This is a genomic window from Paracoccus sp. PAR01, from assembly GCF_014851995.1.
GTDB lineage: Bacteria > Pseudomonadota > Alphaproteobacteria > Rhodobacterales > Rhodobacteraceae > Paracoccus > Paracoccus litorisediminis.
In genome coordinates, this window is sequence record NZ_JACVAW010000017.1 from 1 (window position 1) to 17334 (window position 17334).

Here is a 17334-nt window from a genome sequence, read left to right on the forward strand (position 1 = left end):
CAGATCCGGGTGGCGGTCCTCAACCGCTTCACGGCCCTCGGCATCCCGGTCACCGTGGCATTGGGATAAGTGTGTCCGGGGAAAGGGGAACTGCGGTCATCAACTGATTTGTACAACAGCGCCCTCCAAAGCGCTTGGGCCGCTACGTGACAAAACGGATTTCGAGCAAGCACGCGAGCATTATCCGCGCTTTGTGCTCAGTGATGATACGCTCGGTTTCGGTATCCCGATTCAAGAAGACTATCACGATACGCTCTACCCGGACCTCTATCGTCCGATCCAGCCGGATCTTTTCGGCGGAGCATCTCGCGCCGATGCGATCACGAGACCGGGCAACACGATCCGGAAGGTCTATCTATGTCGCGCTAAATCGAAACTGGGGCCGGCAGGATCGCTGCTGTTCTTCTATAAAAGCACGTCGAAAAATCCTCCGTCCCAGGCAATCACCGCGCTTGGTGTCCTTGAGAGCGTCGCGCTGGCAATTTCCACGAAAGACCTTATGCAAATGACCGGCGGTCGGTCAGTTTACAGTGAAAAACAGCTTGAAGGGTGGCAAGCGGCACCGGGGCGTCCGGTCAAGGTAATCAATTATCTACTCGTCTCATATATCGAACCTGCAGTTTCAATTGACGAATTGAGGACTATGGGCGTCATCAACGGACATCCCCAGCAGTCGATCTATAAGCTATCTCACAATCTGATAGAGCGTCTTGTCGAACGGGCTAATTTGGAGTTTGAGGTATGATTCAACGCGTCATCGCATTTACGGGAATTTCTGGTGTCGGGAAGACGACATTTCTGGGAAAGCTTGCTGACTTGCTGCCATTTCAACATGTCACCGGCGGCAGTCTCATTGCGGCTGCTCGCAATGCAGCTCCCGACGAGCGTGATACAATGCGCCATGCAGATATTGACGAGAACCAGCGCCTTCTGATCGATGGTTTCGCGCTGGCGCGCAATCCGAAGGCAGAGTTGATCATTATGGACGGGCATATGGTCATTGATGATGGAGAAGGTCTGACGAAGATTTCAAGCGAGGTTTTCAAAGCGCTAGGTGTTACGGTCATCGTGCATTTGGAGGCTGACGAGGAGCTTATAGCCAGAAATAGAGCGAAGGATCTAACGCGGGCCCGTCCAAGCTATCAACTCGAAACCCTGAAGCAGCATCAGGATGTGTCGCGAGCACATGCCAAAGAAATCTCAGCAACTCTGGGCGGCAGCTTTCATATCGTTGAGCATAGCGATGTGATGCACCTGGCCAAGATGCTGGGCTACGTCCGCCCACAGCTCAATCAATAGCAGAGACCTTCAACTCAGCATACGGATTTGCAGTTTTGGCCCTTAGCGGTCGAGCTTTGCACGGCAGCGATCAACTTTAGCTCGTCTGTTTTGGGCTGCACCATGCGCCTGATGACGGGTTACTACTGTCAGGTATGAACAGATCATTTTCGCTGCATTCGCGAACAGTTAGAGACGTCGCGTCAAATACTGCTGTCAACACTGGGCTCAACAGACACTCTGTATAGTTAGCATAAAGGTTCGCTCGCTATTCGCCTGCTCCCAGAAGAGTAAGGCCGATTTAGTGCAGTAGGTTAAGTTCGGATGTATCAGCAGGCTGAAGACGCAAGTTGAGCGTATCTGCTTGGAAAATGCTCAGGCGTAGGGGCGCGGCATTCACCGCGCCCCGACTTGAAGTTACCTCGTTACGTTACGCCGCCTGCGTGGCGGCCGTCTGGGCGGTGATCAGGCGGGTCGAGCCACTACGAGGCAGGATGGCGGCATCCCCAACCCGGCGTACCTGGACGAGCGCCATCTCGTCGATCGACAACGCTCGGTCGGCTTGGAAGGAGAACGCTACGTTTCCGAACTCGACCTTCGCAAGGTCAGGACGGTGATGGCAGGCCAACGCTATGCCCAGCACTTCGCTGCCGAGCATCACCTCCAAGAGCACCGGGTGATTGGGATGCACCTTGTCCCGCGCCCAACCTTCGATCCTACCGTTCGCGTCGATACGATCGATGTGGCCGTGCATTGGGCCCGGGTTAGCGCAAAGTACCGGTGCGAGGATCTGGCCGTCCTCGGCGCGCCGAACTGCTACCCGTTGAAGCTCGTCCATGGATAGGACCGCGTCACTACTGAACACAAAGCCCATGTGTCCTTTGCGGGCCTTACCACGACGAGGCAGACAGGCAATCGTGGTACCGATCACTTCCCCGTCCAGTACCAGGTCCAACGCAAGCGGCTGTCCCGGATTAGCAGCATCCATTGCCCAACCAGTCACGTGCGAAGGTGCGGCGAGCCCTTCGATGGTGCCTTCCAGACGACCTGAGGGCGAGACCCGCTTCACACCGAGAGCGATCCGGGCCGTCTGCTCGAGCGCGGCGAGATAGTCAGCGCCGGCGGTAGGACGAGGTGCGCACAGAGCTGGAACGGCGGGGGCAACCTCATCGGGGAAGAGGGCGCGATACTCATGGGCGTTATCAAACCGATCCCGGAAGCTTCCACAGTCGGCGAAGGTTTCGGACCAGGCGCCTTCGGCAAGGACAAGGTCATGAACACCAAGGTCGATTTGGTAATAGTCCCATTTCTTCCGCGCCTTCTCGCGCGTGATGGTGATTCCATTCACCAGGTCGGCTGCGAGCACCAGAATTTCACCAACCAGCATCGAGTGACCTGCCGACACCAACAGGGGTTCGCGCGGAACATTCTCAGCGATTGAGCCGCGGGCAAAGCGGATGGCTTCCTGGCCACGAGCTCGGAAGCCAGAGAGTGCTTGCCGACCAATCCACCGGACGGGCCGCAAACCACCAAAGCGGCAAACCACCAGATCGCCTTCACGCAAATCTTCCACTCGAACTTCGCCGCGCGAAGTCATGATACGCGTGCCGTAAAGGTAGCAGACAGCCATGTCATCGACGACGAACCCGCCGTTGGACTGGGAATCGACAACCTTGTTCTCGCCTGCCGTAAATCCACCATCGCTGGACAGGTAGACGTTGCCGTCGATCTCTCCGACCTGGTTGCCTTCGGAATCGAGGATGTAGAACGAGCCATTGAACTGGCTGACGTTGCCACTGACCTGATTGTCGGTATGCAACTCATTCTGATTGGGGTTCTGGGGTGAGAGCGTGTAGACGAGACTACCGTCGCCGTACACGTCAATTTCCATGTACGTAACGGGAGTACCACTTGCGACGTAAGCGTCGTTGACGCCATCGCCGTCAAGATCCTCGTCCGTTACGATATTGCTGTCGTCGATAGTGATATTTAGGACCGCATTGGATGAATCCAAACCTAGGCCTGCCAAGAAATCATCAATCGGAAGCGTATCGGCGGATACGACGTTATTGCCGTTTTCCTGCTGTATGGTCCCGGTCGCGACCGAGTCAGCGGATACTGTGAAGGTAGCCATTCCTGTAACTCCAGATACATGTGGCCATTTTCGCGAACCGGGCCGTTCGTTCTGAAATCTGAGCGCCGGATCGGAACGAGGCTACGGAAGATCAAGCAGCCGATGACGGCCGATGACCTATTCCAAAACAAAAAAAGCCTCAGGCAACGATTGGGGGTGCAGCGAAGAATCTTCTTGATGGGTGAACAATTACAACTAAGTACGAGACTACGAGGGGAAGGCCAACACAGCCCCGCGATTAGCGCAACCCAAATTAGGCAGCTGTGATTTTAGAACTTTTGTGACGTGCCAAAAAATCGGCACCTGCCTGTTCGTCATCAGTCCTTCTGCTTGAGGATCGCCGTCTTCCAAGGGGGGATCGTGCTCTGGCCGCGGCCCAACTGCTGACCATGGTGCGACCAACTGCCACAGCATGAATGCCGAAATGGTCCCGCGGAAACGCCCATACATCGGACTCGATGCGCCCGTGTGCCAGTCGAAACGGGGAAAGGATGGCGAATCGCGTGCCTGACCCAGTGCGGTTCTGTCGTTGGCGGGTGTCGAACCTCGCGCCCCGCTAAACTGTTCCTGAAAGGTACCGACCGGGCAGCGCGGCAGCACTGACCCGGTCGGCTTTGAAGCCCGCTCACAGGGCACTCATCCGGGAACATGAGACAAAATTCTGCGCCGATCAACCCCGATGAATACCCTTCAGCCTCTGCCAGCGATCAAGCCTGGCTGGGTCATTGAAATTGTAGTTGTGAGCCATTTTTTCGGCTTGCCGTGCTCTCCAGAGGTCAGTCGCTGCTGGCGTCTGCAAGCAGATAGAACACCTGCCGCGCCGATATCTCGACCGCGTCGGCAATCGCGCTGATCGACCACCCCTCGTCTCGCAACCGTCGCACCTCACGGTTTCTGAACTCACGGTGCAGGAAGTTGCAGTTGCTTGGCTGAAGGATCATCCCGCCGAATTCATCCACCAACCGATTGGCATCGTCCCAGCCGATCATTTGAACCAGAGGATGATCCGGGTTGACCCGCTTTGGCACATAGAGATTCACGCGCCATTTGCGGCTGCCCGAGCGTGGCAGCTGCCCGATCAGGTACAGCGTGCGCTCCCGGCCGATCACATCGGCGATCTCCTGTGCACTTGGCGGCAAGGATTGAAGCAGGGCGATCATTGCAGCACCTCGCGCGCCGCGTCGGTGAGTTCATAGACCGCGACCACTCGGTCCCCGCAGGACACCACCATCCCGATCCTGAGCAATTCAGCTATGGCGCGCCGTGCGTCGGCGGTCGCCATAGTCGCGCGCCGAGCGTAATCGTCGATCGTCAGGGGTGACCAGCGCCCGCCCAGGCGCATGAATGGCATAAATTTCGCCTTGGTCTCGGCATCGATGGGCGCGCGGGCGTCCAATTCCTCATTCCGCACCAGTGTGCGGATGACGCTTGTATGTGCCACGCCCAGCGCCTCCGAGATCGTGAGGTAGCTCGCCCGGGCGTGTCTGGCCCGTCGCATGGCCAGCCGGCGGGCATTCACTACGGTCCGTGCCCTGCCATTGCTGCAGATCAGATCCGCCTCAACGCCCGTCTCGACAGAAACGCCCCTGACGATCTCGCGCACATCATCGACGCTCGGCCTATTTCTCATGGCGCACTGTCCCTTCTGTTTTAGTCTGGTAGATGGGCCTGACACCCCATTCGGCCAGCGCGGCGTCCACATCGGCTACAGAGCGGACCACTGCCACAAGGCAGCCCAGCGCCCGCAGTTCGTGATGAAGCGCCTTCTGGTCCGGATCCGGGTAATTGGCGGGTGCCTTCACCTCGAACAGCAAGGTGAGGGGGCCAGGCAGAAGCACTTGCAGATCCGGCCATCCCTTAATGGTGCCCATGCTTTCGTTATGAGCGATCTGGCACATGATCTGCTTGCCACTCAGCCCTATGGAGTTGGGCGAGTGATGCACCTTGCCCGTAGGGAATAGCCTCCTCAGGTGATCAAGGATCTCCCTGTGTATCGGCCCTTCCCTATCGATGCGCTTTCCCGAGGCGCTGGGCATTCCCGGGGCCTTGCCACTGGTGGGACGACGGATGCGCAGCAGCTTAGGCATTGGCGATCTCATCCAGCGCCCAGCGCAAAGCGGATGACTGATCGCGGGCGTCTGTGCCTTTGCGAGACGATGCTGCAATCCATGCGGCCTCTATCTGCTCTGGGTGCCACATGACCTGCCGGAGGGTTTTGCCGCGTCCAGGCGCGCCCTTCCTGATGATCTCTATGCCTCCACCGTCCAGCACGCGAACCGAGATGCTGCCGAAGGTCTTTTCCCGTTCTGCGCTGGGCGCAGCTTCTTGGGCGCTCACAGCTTCACCCCTGCGCGGCGCAGCTCGGCCTCGGTGACCATTCCCTGGGCCAACATGTGGCGGGCAACGCTTGGGCGGACGCCGGAGGCGGCGTAGCTCCACCCTTCCCTCACCGGTTTAACCCAGCCCAGCGCCACGGCGTCGAGTTCGGCGGTCGCATCTCTGGTCAGCTTGGATTCCTCGGCGCCGGCGTGGTCGCGCCAGCTGCCACGGGCCAGCCAGTTTGCGGGCTTCATGGTAAAGCCGCATTCCACCTGCGGGCTTTGGGCATATGCACTAGCGGCGGCGGTCAGGCGCTCTGCGTCAGCCTCCCCAGCAGCAAGCACGGCGTCGAAGGCCTTGCGGGCAGCATCCCGTTCGACGGGGTTCGGGAATATGTCCCAGAACTGATTGAAGCTCTCGACCCGTTCTGCCTCACCGAGCAACGGGTTTTCAGGTGATCGGCGATCAACCGAATTTGCACCCCTGCCCGCCTTGTGCGCCGCTGCGCGCCTTACTGGTTCTCTTAAAGGTTCCCTTACAGGGTTAGTGTCCAGATTCTGGACACGGCTTTTGCCATTTTCTGGACACGGCTCGGGCGATTTTCTGGACACGGCTCCATGTCCAGAATTTGGACACGGGTCGACCGAGTATTCGCCATTCCCCTCCAAATGTTCCGCGTCCGTTCCGTGTCCAGAATCCGGACACGGATCAGCATCACCTTGGGCGAAGTCAGGCTCACAGGCCAATATGTATCGGGTCGATTTTTGGCGCTTGGTCTTGGGATCGATGCGCGAAATGCGCCGGATGAGCCTCAGGTCCTCGAGGATAGCGAGGTGGCTATTCAACGAGGCGCGCGAGATCTCGACATCGTCGCAGAGAGTGTCTTGGCGGGGGAAGCAGCCGTAGTCGGGGTTATGACGGTCGGCTAGATGCCATAGCACCAGCTTGGTGGTCGGCTTGAGGCCGCGCTGCTTGATGGCCCAGTTGGTCGCGTCATGGCTCATGGCTGATCACCGATGGACGGATTCTTAAGGGGTCGGCGAGCGACTGCGCCCAGCGCCTGTCGGACATGGCAGGCATCTCGCTAAAATCTTTTGGTACGGTCACGATCGGATACCTGTTGAAATTAGTGGACGCGGCGGCGTCTTCGGGGAGGCACCGCCGCGCCCTTCTCATCGACCTGAACGGAGCAGAACCGTCGATGAATGGTTTGCCCTGCCGCTAATGCGGCTCTTGGCCGGGCCAGCCACAGGTTCCACGATCCCGGTTATGTCATCGCGCCGAGGGCGGCCGGAATCGTGACGGGTTCAGTGAGGACAGGTCATGCTACCCCTCCCCGATCCCCGCCCCGGGCAACCTGAAAGCCCGATCTTCATCAGCGCCCCTGCATGATCTCGGCGTAGCGCGGAAGCGTCGCGACTGCGTGGTCGACAATATCGCCATAGGGGCGGCACAAGCCGTCGAACCAATTGCAGGACGTCTGGTAGGTGACGTCGAAATACACCGCGCACTCCTCGCGCGTAGAGAAGCTGGCGATCATCAGCAGCGACCAACGGCGCAGGAACGCATCACGGTCAATGGCATGGACATGGCCACGCCGCGCAACCGACGCCGATCGCCTGCGGTCAAAAATCCTTTCTTGGGACATTTGGTCTGGGGAGTGTGAAGCTCGACGAAATTCAGGTGTTCTGTGAGCTTGGGACATGATGGATCTCGGATTTTGGGTTAAGTTGGAGGTCACTCCCGAGTGGCACTCGGTCTGGGGAGTGGTGTAGTTGCACAAGTACATCCGCCGTCACGCGGAGTGACCTGACGCGACCGGCCATCAAAATGCCTTGATGGTACTTCGCGGGTATCGAACCGAGCTGAGCCCACTTGTGAACGCGGGCAATCCCGATCTCGAAGCCCTGTCCCTTCAGATCCTCGACAAACACCTTGCGGCTCGGCCAGAGCGCAATGAGGCCACGAACATTGGAGATCAGGATGCACATGCCGAAACGGTTAATGGAACTTATCTCCACCGATCAAGATAGAAATAACTTCTATGGTAAAAAACCACGCAGGGCGCATTCTGCCGACATGAAAACAAAGCTATTGAATGCGCTTCTCGAGAGAGAAAGCACGCCCGCGAAAGTCGGCCCCAGGGTATGTGCGGTTAGAGAGGCGTTAGGCCTCTCTAAGGCCGAATTTGCGGATTCCATCGAGTTCGACAGAAGTTCGTTAACCAAAGTTGAACGTGGAACTATGGGTCTAGATATCGCTATCGGCGAAAAGATCTCTGCAATTTATGGCGTGGGCTTAGACTTCATTTACCGGGGTGATCTCTCCGACCTACCATCAGACCTTCGCCCTGAAGTTCTCACCCACCTCGCGAACGCTCGTAGCGCACCGTAAACGCTGCTAATCGGAAGACCCGTGACTCTGGCTAAAAGCAGCACAAGCAAAGTTTGTGCGTTGTATCCCATATCTATGCTCCGGTCGATTCTGCGTTGCAAGGCGAAGATGCCCTAGCGTCAAGCCAATAGAACTTTTCTCCATCATAATCTTGACGGTGGAATTTTTCTCCATCATGTTTAACCCATCCGCAACCCTTGGATGGAGCTCAACATGCAGACCCATTCACTACCCCACACCGCGCGCGCCGTTATTGAGGCGCGTCAGGTTATCTCTGATCCAAACATCGCCGCCGCTATGCCCAGGGTCTTCCGCCAGGAAGCTTGGGATATTGCGCTGCTAGACTTTGCTACGACCCAGCGCATGCGCCGTCGTATAGTCCGCTCATGGGGGCATCGCTGATGGACAACTCTTACCCACACCTGAAACAAAGCCGGTCGGAACAGGCCGACCAGCGCGCTCACCGGCGTCGTCGCGATGATCTTATACGCATCCTCGGCGTGCCCGAGGCCCGTCAGGTCAACTCACCAGAGGAACAAGCCCCCCTGCCCAGCGCCTGGGCATGGGTTTTCGTTTGGATCGGGGTAGTCTCCCTCGTCGCTGCAGGGTTCGGGCTAGGCTGGCTAATCGGCCGTATAGATTTCCGTGCCCTACTGGATCTTCTGGCCCCAACTGCGGCTCAGGTCCGCGATACGGGTTGGATAGCGATCTCCGAACGACTGTGATGGCTGCCACCTTTGGCCGGGTCCTTTTCGTCGCACCAATCCGCGTAGGAAGACTGGGCCGGACGCCGCGCCGTGATGCTTTGGTGTGCCGCCCCGCGCGGGCGGCCATCCCAAGCGCCAACCCTTGGAGAATATGATGACCGACGATGGCATGGCCCGCGCCAAGCGGGCGATCACCGCGATTTTCGATGACGCCACCGTCCCCTTGGACGTGACCCGCGAACGGCTCGAAGAGCTGAAGGAAGATATCGACGCGCTGCTCGCAAGGATCGAGGATGAAAGGGTCACATCATGACCATCACCCGCCAAGACGCTGGCCACGGTCCCGGTGTCGTCTACCGCGACATTGAAATCCGCCGCTTCGACGTACCATGCACGCCTTGGGTGTGGACCCATTGCGAAGCCGACGCCTGCGGCTCGGCCGAGACGCTGGAGGATGCGCAGGAACAAATCGACAAGCACCTTGCCGCGCGGGAAGTGGCAGCATGACCAAGGAAACCACTAGCAGCCTGAATGTCGGCGGCATCGAAACTGGGCCCGTGAATCTCGACACGATGCGAGAAGCGCTGGACAAGGTTCGTGCGGCTCCACCGATGAAGGAGGACCCTGATTTCCGAAAACACAATCAGCACGTCTATGGCGTCGCGGCGGGTGAGTTGCGCCAGTTCATCGAACAGTTCGAGCAGCTGGAGGCCGATAAGAAAGACGTCGCCCAGCGCCAGAAGGAGGTAATGGCCGAGGCCAAAGCTCGCGGCTACGACACCAAGGTTATGAAAAAGGTCATCGCGCTGCGCAAGCGCGATCAGGATGACATCGCCGAGGAAGAGGCGATCCTCGAAATGTACAAAGCTGCGCTAGGGATGGTATGACATGTCCCGCGCATTGGAACCCATTTTTGCCCGCGAAACTACGGCGGCAAAGCTCCTCGACATGACCCGGGGCGAGTTCGTCACGCTGGTCAAATCTGGTGCCCTCCCCCCGCCGGTTCTGCATGATCGGTGGGACGTCGCCGAACTGCAGGCGATCATGCGCGGTACAAAGATGAGGCCCTCCGAGGAGTTCGACCTGTGAGAAAGGAGCGTAAGCCTTACATCACAGCCAAAACAAAGGGTGATAAGACCCGCTGGTACTTCCGGCTGACTTGGGCCGAAGCCGGGAAACGCCGCGAACGCTTCATTGCCTTGCCAAATGATCCCGACAGCGCTGAGTTCGATCGCGCTTATTGGTCGATCAGATCCGGTCAAAGCGACCAGGTGAAGGCCCCGGCGAGACAGACATGGCGGCAGCTGGTCACTGCCTATAGAGGCAGCGCCAAGTTCAAGAAACTCGCCCCCCGGACACAAAAATCCTACTCCGACACGATCGAGTGGATCCTGGAAACCAATGCCGACAAATCGGTGACGACACTTTCGCGGCAGAAGCTTCGCGAGTTGCACATGAAATATGCCAGCACACCTCGCAAGGCTGACATGCTGGTGCAGATCGTCTCGATTCTGACCAACTTTGCCCGGAAGCAAATGGACTGGACGATCGACAACCCGGCAGAGGGCTTGGATCTATACGGCAAGCAGCGTGAATATGAACCGTGGCCTGACTGGATGGTCAAAGCCCTGAACGATGCGCCACTGGTCGTCCGAAGCGCGGCAGAGTTGATCCTCGGGACAGGCCAGCGGCCGGCGGCGGCCATCGCCATGCGTCGCGACCAGTTTAACGGCGAATGGATGACCGTCACCGATGAAAAGGGCGACGAAACCTATGAGATCTTTTGCCCTGTCGTGCTGCGCCGTTATCTGGACACGCTGCCCGTTGGAGGCGCGCACGTCCTTGCGCGCAACCTGACTCAGCCCATGCGCTATGACAGCGTTGAAAAGCAGTTCCGGGCTTGGCGTGAGAGCTTAGGCGACCGCGCCAAACCCTATTCAATGCATGGGCTGCGAAAGCTCGCCATCGTCCGCTTGGCAGAGGCTGAATGTACCGATGCACAGATCCAGGCGATCACCAACCAAAGTCCGCAGACCGTGGCCTACTATCGCAAACGCGCAAGTCGGAAGAAGCTGTCCCGCTCGGCATGGAGCGGACCAGGAGCACAAGAACGATAGCTATGGGTTGCGCTTGCCTTGCGCTGGCCCGATGTTCTCTCCAGTGAAGCGAGAGACGACAAATGACGCCCGGAACCGAGATTACCTTTTTCCGCAATCACCTCACTGTCGGCTGCGACGCCGGCCTCGGCGACCGGCTGATCGTCCGTATCGCCGGTCGGACATTCTCCTCGCCCCCAGTCTCCGATGGACACCGGGCTATTGTTTCCATCGACTACGCCCCCCTTTACGACGCGGACTCGCTTCCCCACGAGATCGAGCTCGTCTCCTCTGCGGCCACGGTCCGGCTCCCCCAACAAGATGCGCTAACCCTTGTCGACATCCGCAGTAAGGCTGAGTTCAGTGACCGAGTGCAGGGACCGGCGAGCCGCCAGTTACATGACGAGGCGGCTCGCTTCTGTTGTCGCCGCGCAATTCGCAGGCATTCGGACAACTATCCCCTGCAGGCAGCGGCGGCCTGTGTTCTGGGATATCGCATCCTTGAGGCATTCGATCTGGACGACACCGACATCGCTGAAGCGCGCAATGCGGGCCTTGCGATAATCCGCGAGACACCTACGGACGAAGATGGCATCCGCTGGCGCAGCTCTGTCGGCACCATGTTGGGCTATCTGGGGATCCTGCTGCACGACCCTGACCTTTCGCAGGAGGCGCTCAGCGCGGCGCTGGAACATCGCGATGTCGGCAGACTGCGTACCCCTAACTATGCCCGCGGCGAGATCCTGCTCGCCGCGCTTTCCCTAATGCAGGAGCGCAAGGGCGAGGCGCTTGAGCTCCTGCGCGACGTCGAAGATGCCTTTCGAGGCGGAGTGGCAGGCAGCCGGATCGAGATCCCCTCGCAAGGCTACTATGCCTGTACCGAGATTCACGCTTCACTGTTTGCGGTCCGCACCGCCTTCGACCTGCGTCGTGCAATCGCCGCAACTCCGAACGGTGTTGCGCTAGAGGCCGTAACGCTCAATTTCAACTTTTCCGGGCTATCGCCAATCCTGGCGGAACTCACCGAGAAGGGTCATCTCCACGCTTGGCTCAAGACCGCCGCGACCAGGAAGCTGAGCCGGGTTCGCCCTCCGAGCGACGTTCACGGGTTCCGCAAGCGCTCCGGAGCGCTGTTGGCAAAGGTCTGGAGTGCTGTAGAGAACGACGCACAGTCAATCGACGCAGATTGGCCGGTCGAGCTCGACGCCCTGACCAAATGGAGCATGGCCCTCGCCTCGGCCGGGAGCTTTTCCTGGTCGGGGTTACTCGACCTTGCCGAAACTCGGTTCTGGCTAGGCCTCAAGCTGGATCAGGAACGCTCGCCCGAGGCGTCGCAGGTGCTTGCAGGAGCCGCCCCTTGGGGCAAGCGGGTGTTTTCGACCGTCCCGTTTGCCGAGCGGGCGGATTTCGCACGGATGGAAGCGATTATGTCGCTGGTGATGAGCAGCTACCTCGTCGAGCACAGCCTGTTGAACCCGCTTCCAAAGTATGCCGACAAGGCCGAATTCACGAGGCTGGCGACGCACCACGGGCGCAGCGCGTTTAAGGCGGACGAGCGCAAGGCCAAGCTGGTCTCGGCGCTGGTGAAGGCTTGCGGGTATGCGGTGCGTAACAAAAGCATATCGTGACAGCGAAAAGTGCTACGGGAGCGCCTCTTCAGCGCTCCCCACAAGTTGCACATTCTACTAAGATCAGAGCGCGATCATGCCCTTCTTGCCGCTTACCAACTCGTAGGATATTTGGGTTTGGCCCGGCGTAAATGCCTGCTGACGGTAATTGAGGTTGGTGTAGGTCGCGGTTCCACTGTCGCCATTGTCACAATTGACGGGAACCTGCATGCTCGGCTGCTTGGATGCCATGTAGGCCTTCTGGTCGAAAACGGCCGTACAGGTGTAACCAGCCCGCGAAGTCATGGTGATTGTGTGGGCACCATTCTCCGGCACGACGGTCATGCGCGCAGTCAATGGTTGGGCATCATCAATCGCGCTAGTTCCACCAGTGTCGCTACTTGCACAGGCTCCGACCAGTACGGTCAGCGCCAGGACTCCTGTCATCCGCTTCATTCGAACCTCCTGAAGAACTTGCCTTACCGTTTCAGACATCAGAGATTCGAGCAAGGCATTCTCATTGCGCATTACAGATCAGCGCATTCCACCCATTCAGAATTATAAACCACCCGCCCATACGCTAAAACATCAGTGGCGCACCACTCACGGTCGTCGCCATAATTACTCCCATTCGCATTAATTCTGGGCCGCACGCTTAGGAGAAAAACCTAGGCAGGAGTCCCCAAAGGATCCAATTTAATCCGTCTTGGGCTTGCCATCCTGATGTGACGTCATCAGACAAACTGACGTCCACAACCAGTGCCGCGCACCTGTCCGTTAACCATTGGGACAAAACGCAAACATAACGGGAACGTGGGAACCGTTTTGGGAACCGTCAGAGCAACCAACAGTCTGCAGTCCCTCTCCGACCAACTAGGCGTCCCCATGCACATCTTCGTCAAGGTCGCGATTGCTCTGAAAAATCAGGATATTATACGCTTGCAGGCGGGGCGCCGACGGTCTAAATCTAGCGCCGGGCCGGTTTAGCTCAGCTGGTAGAGCAGCTGATTTGTAATCAGAAGGTCGCGGGTTCGATTCCTGCAACCGGCACCATATCTCAGATTTTTATCCAAGTTATGATCCGGTTACACGACTAACCTGATGTCGTCCGCTGAGTGATTTCACGCGCACCCAAATGAATCAGGGGATAGGCCGGGGAAGCCCGTCCGTGCCGGTTCGCAAAGTCACATCCAACTGCATCGGATACGCATTGCACCGTCACGCACTGGCGCTGCACTGCGCCCCACCAGGACCTGTCCAAGCGATTTTTGTATAATAAAACCGAATTAGGATTTAGCCTCTGCGCACGGGAATATCACACGAATCTCTCATCTTATGGAATAAGGGACAGAACGATGGATATAGCCTCAATCATCGCGCAGATACTCGGCGGGGCGGCACGGCCGGATCGAAGATCGTCAAGGGCTCGGATCTTGGGCCACTTGGCAACCTTGTCGCGGGCGCGCTTGGCGGCATCGGCGGCGGCAATATTCTGGGCTCGCTGCTGGGCTCAGGGGCTACGGCAGCGGCGGCTGGCGGACTTGATATCGGCGCGCTGGCCAGTCAGCTTGTCGGCGGCGGTGTCGGCGGGCTGGTCCTGCAGGTCGTCGTCGGTCTGGTCAAGAACAAGCTTCTGGCCAAGTAAGCTTCGCATCGCATGGCACCAGACCATCGCGTGCCATGCAACCTACCCCGCCGCGTCCTCAAGCATCATGCGCGCGGCCTTTTCCGCAATCATCAGCGTGGGTGAATTGGTATTGCCGCTGGTGATCGACGGCATCACCGAGGCATCAGCGATCCGCAACCGCCCCAAGCCACGGAACCGCAGTCGGGGATCAACGACCGCATCCAGATCCGCACCCATGCGGCAGGTTCCGACCGGGTGAAAGATGGTCGTGCCGATCTCGGCGGCGGCGCTGACCAGCTCCTCGGGGCTGTCAAAGGCCGGGCCGGGGCGGAACTCCTGCGGGTTCAGGCGCGCGAAGCTGGGCTGCGCGACAATGTACCGGGTCAGGCGGATCGCGCGAACGGCAACCTCGCGGTCGGCCTCGGTTGCCAGATAGTTCGGGCGGATCGCGGGATGGGCGCGCGGATCGGGGCCGGTGACATGGACCGAGCCTCGGCTTTCGGGCCTCAGGTTGCAGACCGAGGCCGTCATCGCGGGAAACGCATGCAGCGGATCACCGAACTTGTCCAGACTGACCGGCTGGACGTGGTATTCCAGATCGGGGGTTTCCTTCTCGGGTCCCGAGCGGGTGAATATCCCGACCTGACTGGGCGCCATCGACATCGGACCAGATCGCCGCCAGGCATATTCCAGCGCAATCGCCGCCTTGCCGCGCAGGGTCGAGGCGCGCTCATTCAGCGTCGGCACGCCGCTGACCTTGTAGACCATTCGCAATTGCAGATGATCCTGCAAGTTCTCACCGACCTCATGCACCGCATGCCGCACCGGAATACCCGCCGCGCGCAACACCTCGGGGTTTCCAATCCCTGACAGTTCCAGCAATTGCGGCGACCCGATGGCCCCGGCCGACAGCACCGTTTCCCGCGTGGCGCGGGCCTCTTGCAACTGGTCGAGGTGGCGAAAGACGACGCCACGGACCTCGCCTTCCTCGACGATCAGGCGCTCGGCTTGCGCACCGGTCAGAATGCGCAGGTTCGGACGGTTCTGTACCGGACGCAGAAACGCCTTGGAGCTGTTCCAGCGGATGCCCGCGCGCTGGTTCACGTCGAAATAGCCGCCGCCTTCATTATTGCCGGTGTTGAAGTCCTCGACACGGGGGATGCCTGCCTGTTCGGCGGCGTCCAGAAAGGCGTCCAGCACCGCCCAGCGGACGCGGGCCTTTTCCACCCGCCATTCTCCGCCTGTGCCATGCAGATCGCTGGCGCCGCGATGGGAATCCTCTTGCGCCTTGAACAGCGGCAGCACGTCGTCCCAACCCCAGCCGGTGCAACCCATCTGCCGCCATTGGTCATAATCCCGCGCCTGCCCGCGCATATAGATCATGCCGTTGATCGAGGAGCAGCCTCCCAGCACCCGGCCGCGCGGATAAAGCAGCGATCGCCCGTTCAGACCCGGTTCGGGTTCGGTGCGAAAGCCCCAATCGGTGCGGGGATTGCCGATGCAGTAAAGATAGCCGACCGGGATATGGATCCAGTGGTAATTGTCGCGGCCGCCCGCCTCCAGCAGCAGGACGCGGGTACGGGGATCGGCGGACAGGCGATTGGCCAGAACGCAGCCGGCGCTGCCCGCGCCGATGATGATGTAATCGTAGCTGTCCATCCCTGCCCCCGCCCTTTTGGCGTCAGGATGAAAGCGAAGCGGCCCCGGCGCAAGGTCCGGGGCCGCAAAGTTTCACACAGTCAAGTGGTTCAGACTTCGTCCTTGCCCGAGGCGATCAGGCACAGAAGCGTAACCACCGCGGCCGCCAGCATGTAGTAGCCGACATGGGTCAGGCCATAGGTCTTTTGCAGCCAGGTCGCGGCATAGGGGGCCAGCGAGGCGCCAAAGATGCCCGCGAAGTTGAAGGTGATCGACGACCCGGTATAGCGCACCTGCGTCGGGAAAGGTGCAGCCAGCGCCGCCCCGATCACGCCATAGGTCAGGCCCATCAGGAACATGCCCAGGGTGACAAAGGCGTAAAGCGCGGCTTCGCTTCCGCTCATCAGCGGCGCCAGGAAGAACGAGAAAGCCCCGATCAGCACCGTCACCACCATCAGGAACGGACGGCGACCCGTGCGGTCAGCAATCTTGCCTGCGATCGGAATCGCGATCCCGAAGATGACCGAGCCATAGATCTGCAACAGCAGCGCATCAAGGAAGGGAACCTGACGGACTTTGACGTTATAGGACAGCAGCCAAGCCGAGCAGATGTAGAACAGCACGAACGTGACCAGCGCGACGAAGGTGCCCAGGAACAGGCTGCGCTTGTGGTTGCGGAACAGCTCGACCACGGGAACCGAGACACGCTTGTCACGCTTGACCGCATCCGAGAATTCCGGGGTCTCGGTGATCGACAGACGCACCCACAGACCCAGCGCGATCAGCACGATCGAGGCCAGGAAGGGCAAACGCCAGCCCCATGCCAGCAGGTCTTCCTGCGACATGAAATGCAGCAGCACCCAGAAGAAGCCCGAAGACAGGAACAGGCCGACCGGCGCGCCCAGCTGCGGGAAGATCCCGTACCAGCTGCGCTTGCCCTCGGGCGCGTTCTCGGTCGCAAGCAGCACCGCGCCGCCCCATTCGCCGCCCAGACCAAAGCCCTGACCAAAGCGGCACAGCGCCAGCAGCGCCGGTGCGGCGACGCCGATCTGCGCATAGGTCGGCAGCAGGCCAATCACCACGGTCGAGACGCCCATCGTCAGCAGCGCCGCGACCAGCGTCGCCTTGCGCCCGATGCGGTCGCCGAAATGGCCAAAGACGATCGCGCCAAAGGGCCGGGCAAAGAAAGCGATCGAGAAGGTCGCAAAGGATGCCAGTAGCGCCGTGGTCGGATCGCTGGCCGGGAAGAACAGCGCCGGGAAAACCAGCACGGCAGCGGTGGCATAGACGTAGAAATCGAAGAATTCGATGGTCGTGCCGATCAGGCTGGCAAGCAGGACCTGCGCCGGCGAATTGACAGGCGTCTTGCTGCGCGCCGCAGCGGGCGAGCCAATGGATTGGTCAGTCATTCATTCTTGTCCGCATTTTCGAGGGGTGGTGCGGTCATCGCGGACGATGCGCACCGGGCGCGCATAACCGACCCTCGGCGCGATTGAAACACCGCACCGTTCGAAAAATTGCGTTTGCATGGCAG

20 protein-coding genes and 1 tRNA gene are annotated in these 17334 nt (G+C 59.5%); 10 read left to right on the forward strand and 11 right to left on the reverse strand.

All coding sequences use genetic code 11. From position 1 onward, the window contains the following. Positions 1 to 745 (forward strand): hypothetical protein (locus IB235_RS19100; protein ID WP_225612484.1); only part of this gene is annotated, 745 nt, incomplete at its 5' end. Continuing rightward, positions 742 to 1299, forward strand: coding sequence for an AAA family ATPase (locus IB235_RS19105; RefSeq protein ID WP_192338067.1), 558 nt, complete (start codon positions 742 to 744; stop codon positions 1297 to 1299). The genes IB235_RS19100 and IB235_RS19105, both read left to right, overlap by 4 nt. Before the next feature lie 409 nt (positions 1300 to 1708). Here IB235_RS19105 and IB235_RS19110 read toward each other — a convergent pair whose 3' ends face one another. From IB235_RS19110 to IB235_RS19140, 7 genes are all read right to left on the reverse strand, one after another. Continuing rightward, positions 1709 to 3412 (reverse strand): Hint domain-containing protein, encoded by a 1704-nt coding sequence (locus IB235_RS19110; RefSeq protein WP_192338068.1) that lies wholly within the window; start codon positions 3410 to 3412, stop codon positions 1709 to 1711. Between the two features lie 776 nt (positions 3413 to 4188). Continuing rightward, positions 4189 to 4572 (reverse strand): hypothetical protein, encoded by a 384-nt coding sequence (locus IB235_RS19115; protein ID WP_192338069.1) that lies wholly within the window; start codon positions 4570 to 4572, stop codon positions 4189 to 4191. Further along, the gene (locus IB235_RS19120; protein ID WP_192338070.1) at positions 4569 to 5042 is read right to left on the reverse strand and encodes a helix-turn-helix domain-containing protein; all 474 of its coding nucleotides are present in this window, start codon (positions 5040 to 5042) and stop codon (positions 4569 to 4571) included. The genes IB235_RS19115 and IB235_RS19120 overlap by 4 nt, the downstream gene beginning before the upstream one ends. After that, positions 5032 to 5499, reverse strand: coding sequence for a VRR-NUC domain-containing protein (locus IB235_RS19125; RefSeq protein ID WP_192338071.1), 468 nt, complete (start codon positions 5497 to 5499; stop codon positions 5032 to 5034). Before IB235_RS19125 ends, IB235_RS19120 begins: the two co-directional genes overlap by 11 nt. After that, positions 5492 to 5749 (reverse strand): hypothetical protein, encoded by a 258-nt coding sequence (locus IB235_RS19130; protein ID WP_192338072.1) that lies wholly within the window; start codon positions 5747 to 5749, stop codon positions 5492 to 5494. The genes IB235_RS19125 and IB235_RS19130 overlap by 8 nt, the downstream gene beginning before the upstream one ends. After that, positions 5746 to 6735: a helix-turn-helix domain-containing protein gene (locus IB235_RS19135; protein ID WP_192338073.1), complete on the reverse strand. Its 990-nt coding sequence runs from the start codon at positions 6733 to 6735 to the stop codon at positions 5746 to 5748. The genes IB235_RS19130 and IB235_RS19135 overlap by 4 nt, the downstream gene beginning before the upstream one ends. A gap of 371 nt (positions 6736 to 7106) precedes the next feature. Then, entirely contained in the window at positions 7107 to 7379 is a 273-nt protein-coding gene (locus IB235_RS19140; protein ID WP_192338074.1) for a hypothetical protein, read from the reverse strand. A gap of 356 nt (positions 7380 to 7735) precedes the next feature. Here IB235_RS19140 and IB235_RS19145 point away from each other — a divergent pair, with 356 nt between their 5' ends. From IB235_RS19145 to IB235_RS19175, 7 genes are all read left to right on the forward strand, one after another. Next, on the forward strand, positions 7736 to 8125 hold the full coding sequence (locus tag IB235_RS19145; RefSeq protein ID WP_192338075.1) for a helix-turn-helix domain-containing protein: 390 nt from the start codon (positions 7736 to 7738) through the stop codon (positions 8123 to 8125). An 861-nt stretch (positions 8126 to 8986) separates the two neighbouring features. Next, positions 8987 to 9145 (forward strand): hypothetical protein, encoded by a 159-nt coding sequence (locus IB235_RS19150; RefSeq protein WP_192338076.1) that lies wholly within the window; start codon positions 8987 to 8989, stop codon positions 9143 to 9145. Continuing rightward, a complete protein-coding gene (locus IB235_RS19155; protein WP_192338077.1) occupies positions 9142 to 9339 on the forward strand; it encodes a hypothetical protein in 198 nt (65 codons plus the stop codon). Before IB235_RS19150 ends, IB235_RS19155 begins: the two co-directional genes overlap by 4 nt. 104 nt (positions 9340 to 9443) lie before the next feature. Then, positions 9444 to 9719: a DUF2312 domain-containing protein gene (locus IB235_RS19160; protein WP_192338165.1), complete on the forward strand. Its 276-nt coding sequence runs from the start codon at positions 9444 to 9446 to the stop codon at positions 9717 to 9719. A gap of 1 nt (position 9720) precedes the next feature. Beyond that, positions 9721 to 9921, forward strand: coding sequence for a hypothetical protein (locus IB235_RS19165; RefSeq protein ID WP_192338078.1), 201 nt, complete (start codon positions 9721 to 9723; stop codon positions 9919 to 9921). Continuing rightward, positions 9918 to 10949, forward strand: a complete 1032-nt coding sequence (locus tag IB235_RS25915; protein WP_192338079.1) for a tyrosine-type recombinase/integrase — start codon at positions 9918 to 9920, stop codon at positions 10947 to 10949. The genes IB235_RS19165 and IB235_RS25915 overlap by 4 nt, the downstream gene beginning before the upstream one ends. A gap of 62 nt (positions 10950 to 11011) precedes the next feature. Continuing rightward, positions 11012 to 12556 carry a hypothetical protein gene (locus IB235_RS19175; protein ID WP_192338080.1) on the forward strand — a complete coding sequence of 515 codons (1545 nt, stop codon included), beginning with the start codon at positions 11012 to 11014 and terminating at the stop codon, positions 12554 to 12556. 63 nt (positions 12557 to 12619) lie between these two features. Here the strand turns inward: IB235_RS19175 and IB235_RS19180 are convergent, their stop codons facing one another. Beyond that, positions 12620 to 12991 carry a hypothetical protein gene (locus IB235_RS19180; RefSeq protein ID WP_192338081.1) on the reverse strand — a complete coding sequence of 124 codons (372 nt, stop codon included), beginning with the start codon at positions 12989 to 12991 and terminating at the stop codon, positions 12620 to 12622. Positions 12992 to 13512: 521 nt separating this feature from the next. Between IB235_RS19180 and IB235_RS19185 the strand changes: the two genes are divergently transcribed. Beyond that, positions 13513 to 13588, forward strand: a tRNA-Thr gene (locus tag IB235_RS19185). A 457-nt stretch (positions 13589 to 14045) separates the two neighbouring features. Here IB235_RS19185 and IB235_RS19190 read toward each other — a convergent pair. From IB235_RS19190 to IB235_RS19200, 3 genes are all read right to left on the reverse strand, one after another. Then, positions 14046 to 14189 carry a hypothetical protein gene (locus IB235_RS19190; RefSeq protein WP_192338082.1) on the reverse strand — a complete coding sequence of 48 codons (144 nt, stop codon included), beginning with the start codon at positions 14187 to 14189 and terminating at the stop codon, positions 14046 to 14048. 33 nt (positions 14190 to 14222) lie between these two features. Beyond that, positions 14223 to 15821, reverse strand: a complete 1599-nt coding sequence (locus IB235_RS19195) for a GMC family oxidoreductase (RefSeq protein ID WP_192338083.1) — start codon at positions 15819 to 15821, stop codon at positions 14223 to 14225. Between the two features lie 89 nt (positions 15822 to 15910). Further along, the gene (locus tag IB235_RS19200) at positions 15911 to 17209 is read right to left on the reverse strand and encodes an MFS transporter (RefSeq protein ID WP_155040626.1); all 1299 of its coding nucleotides are present in this window, start codon (positions 17207 to 17209) and stop codon (positions 15911 to 15913) included. Positions 17210 to 17334 lie beyond the last annotated feature (125 nt).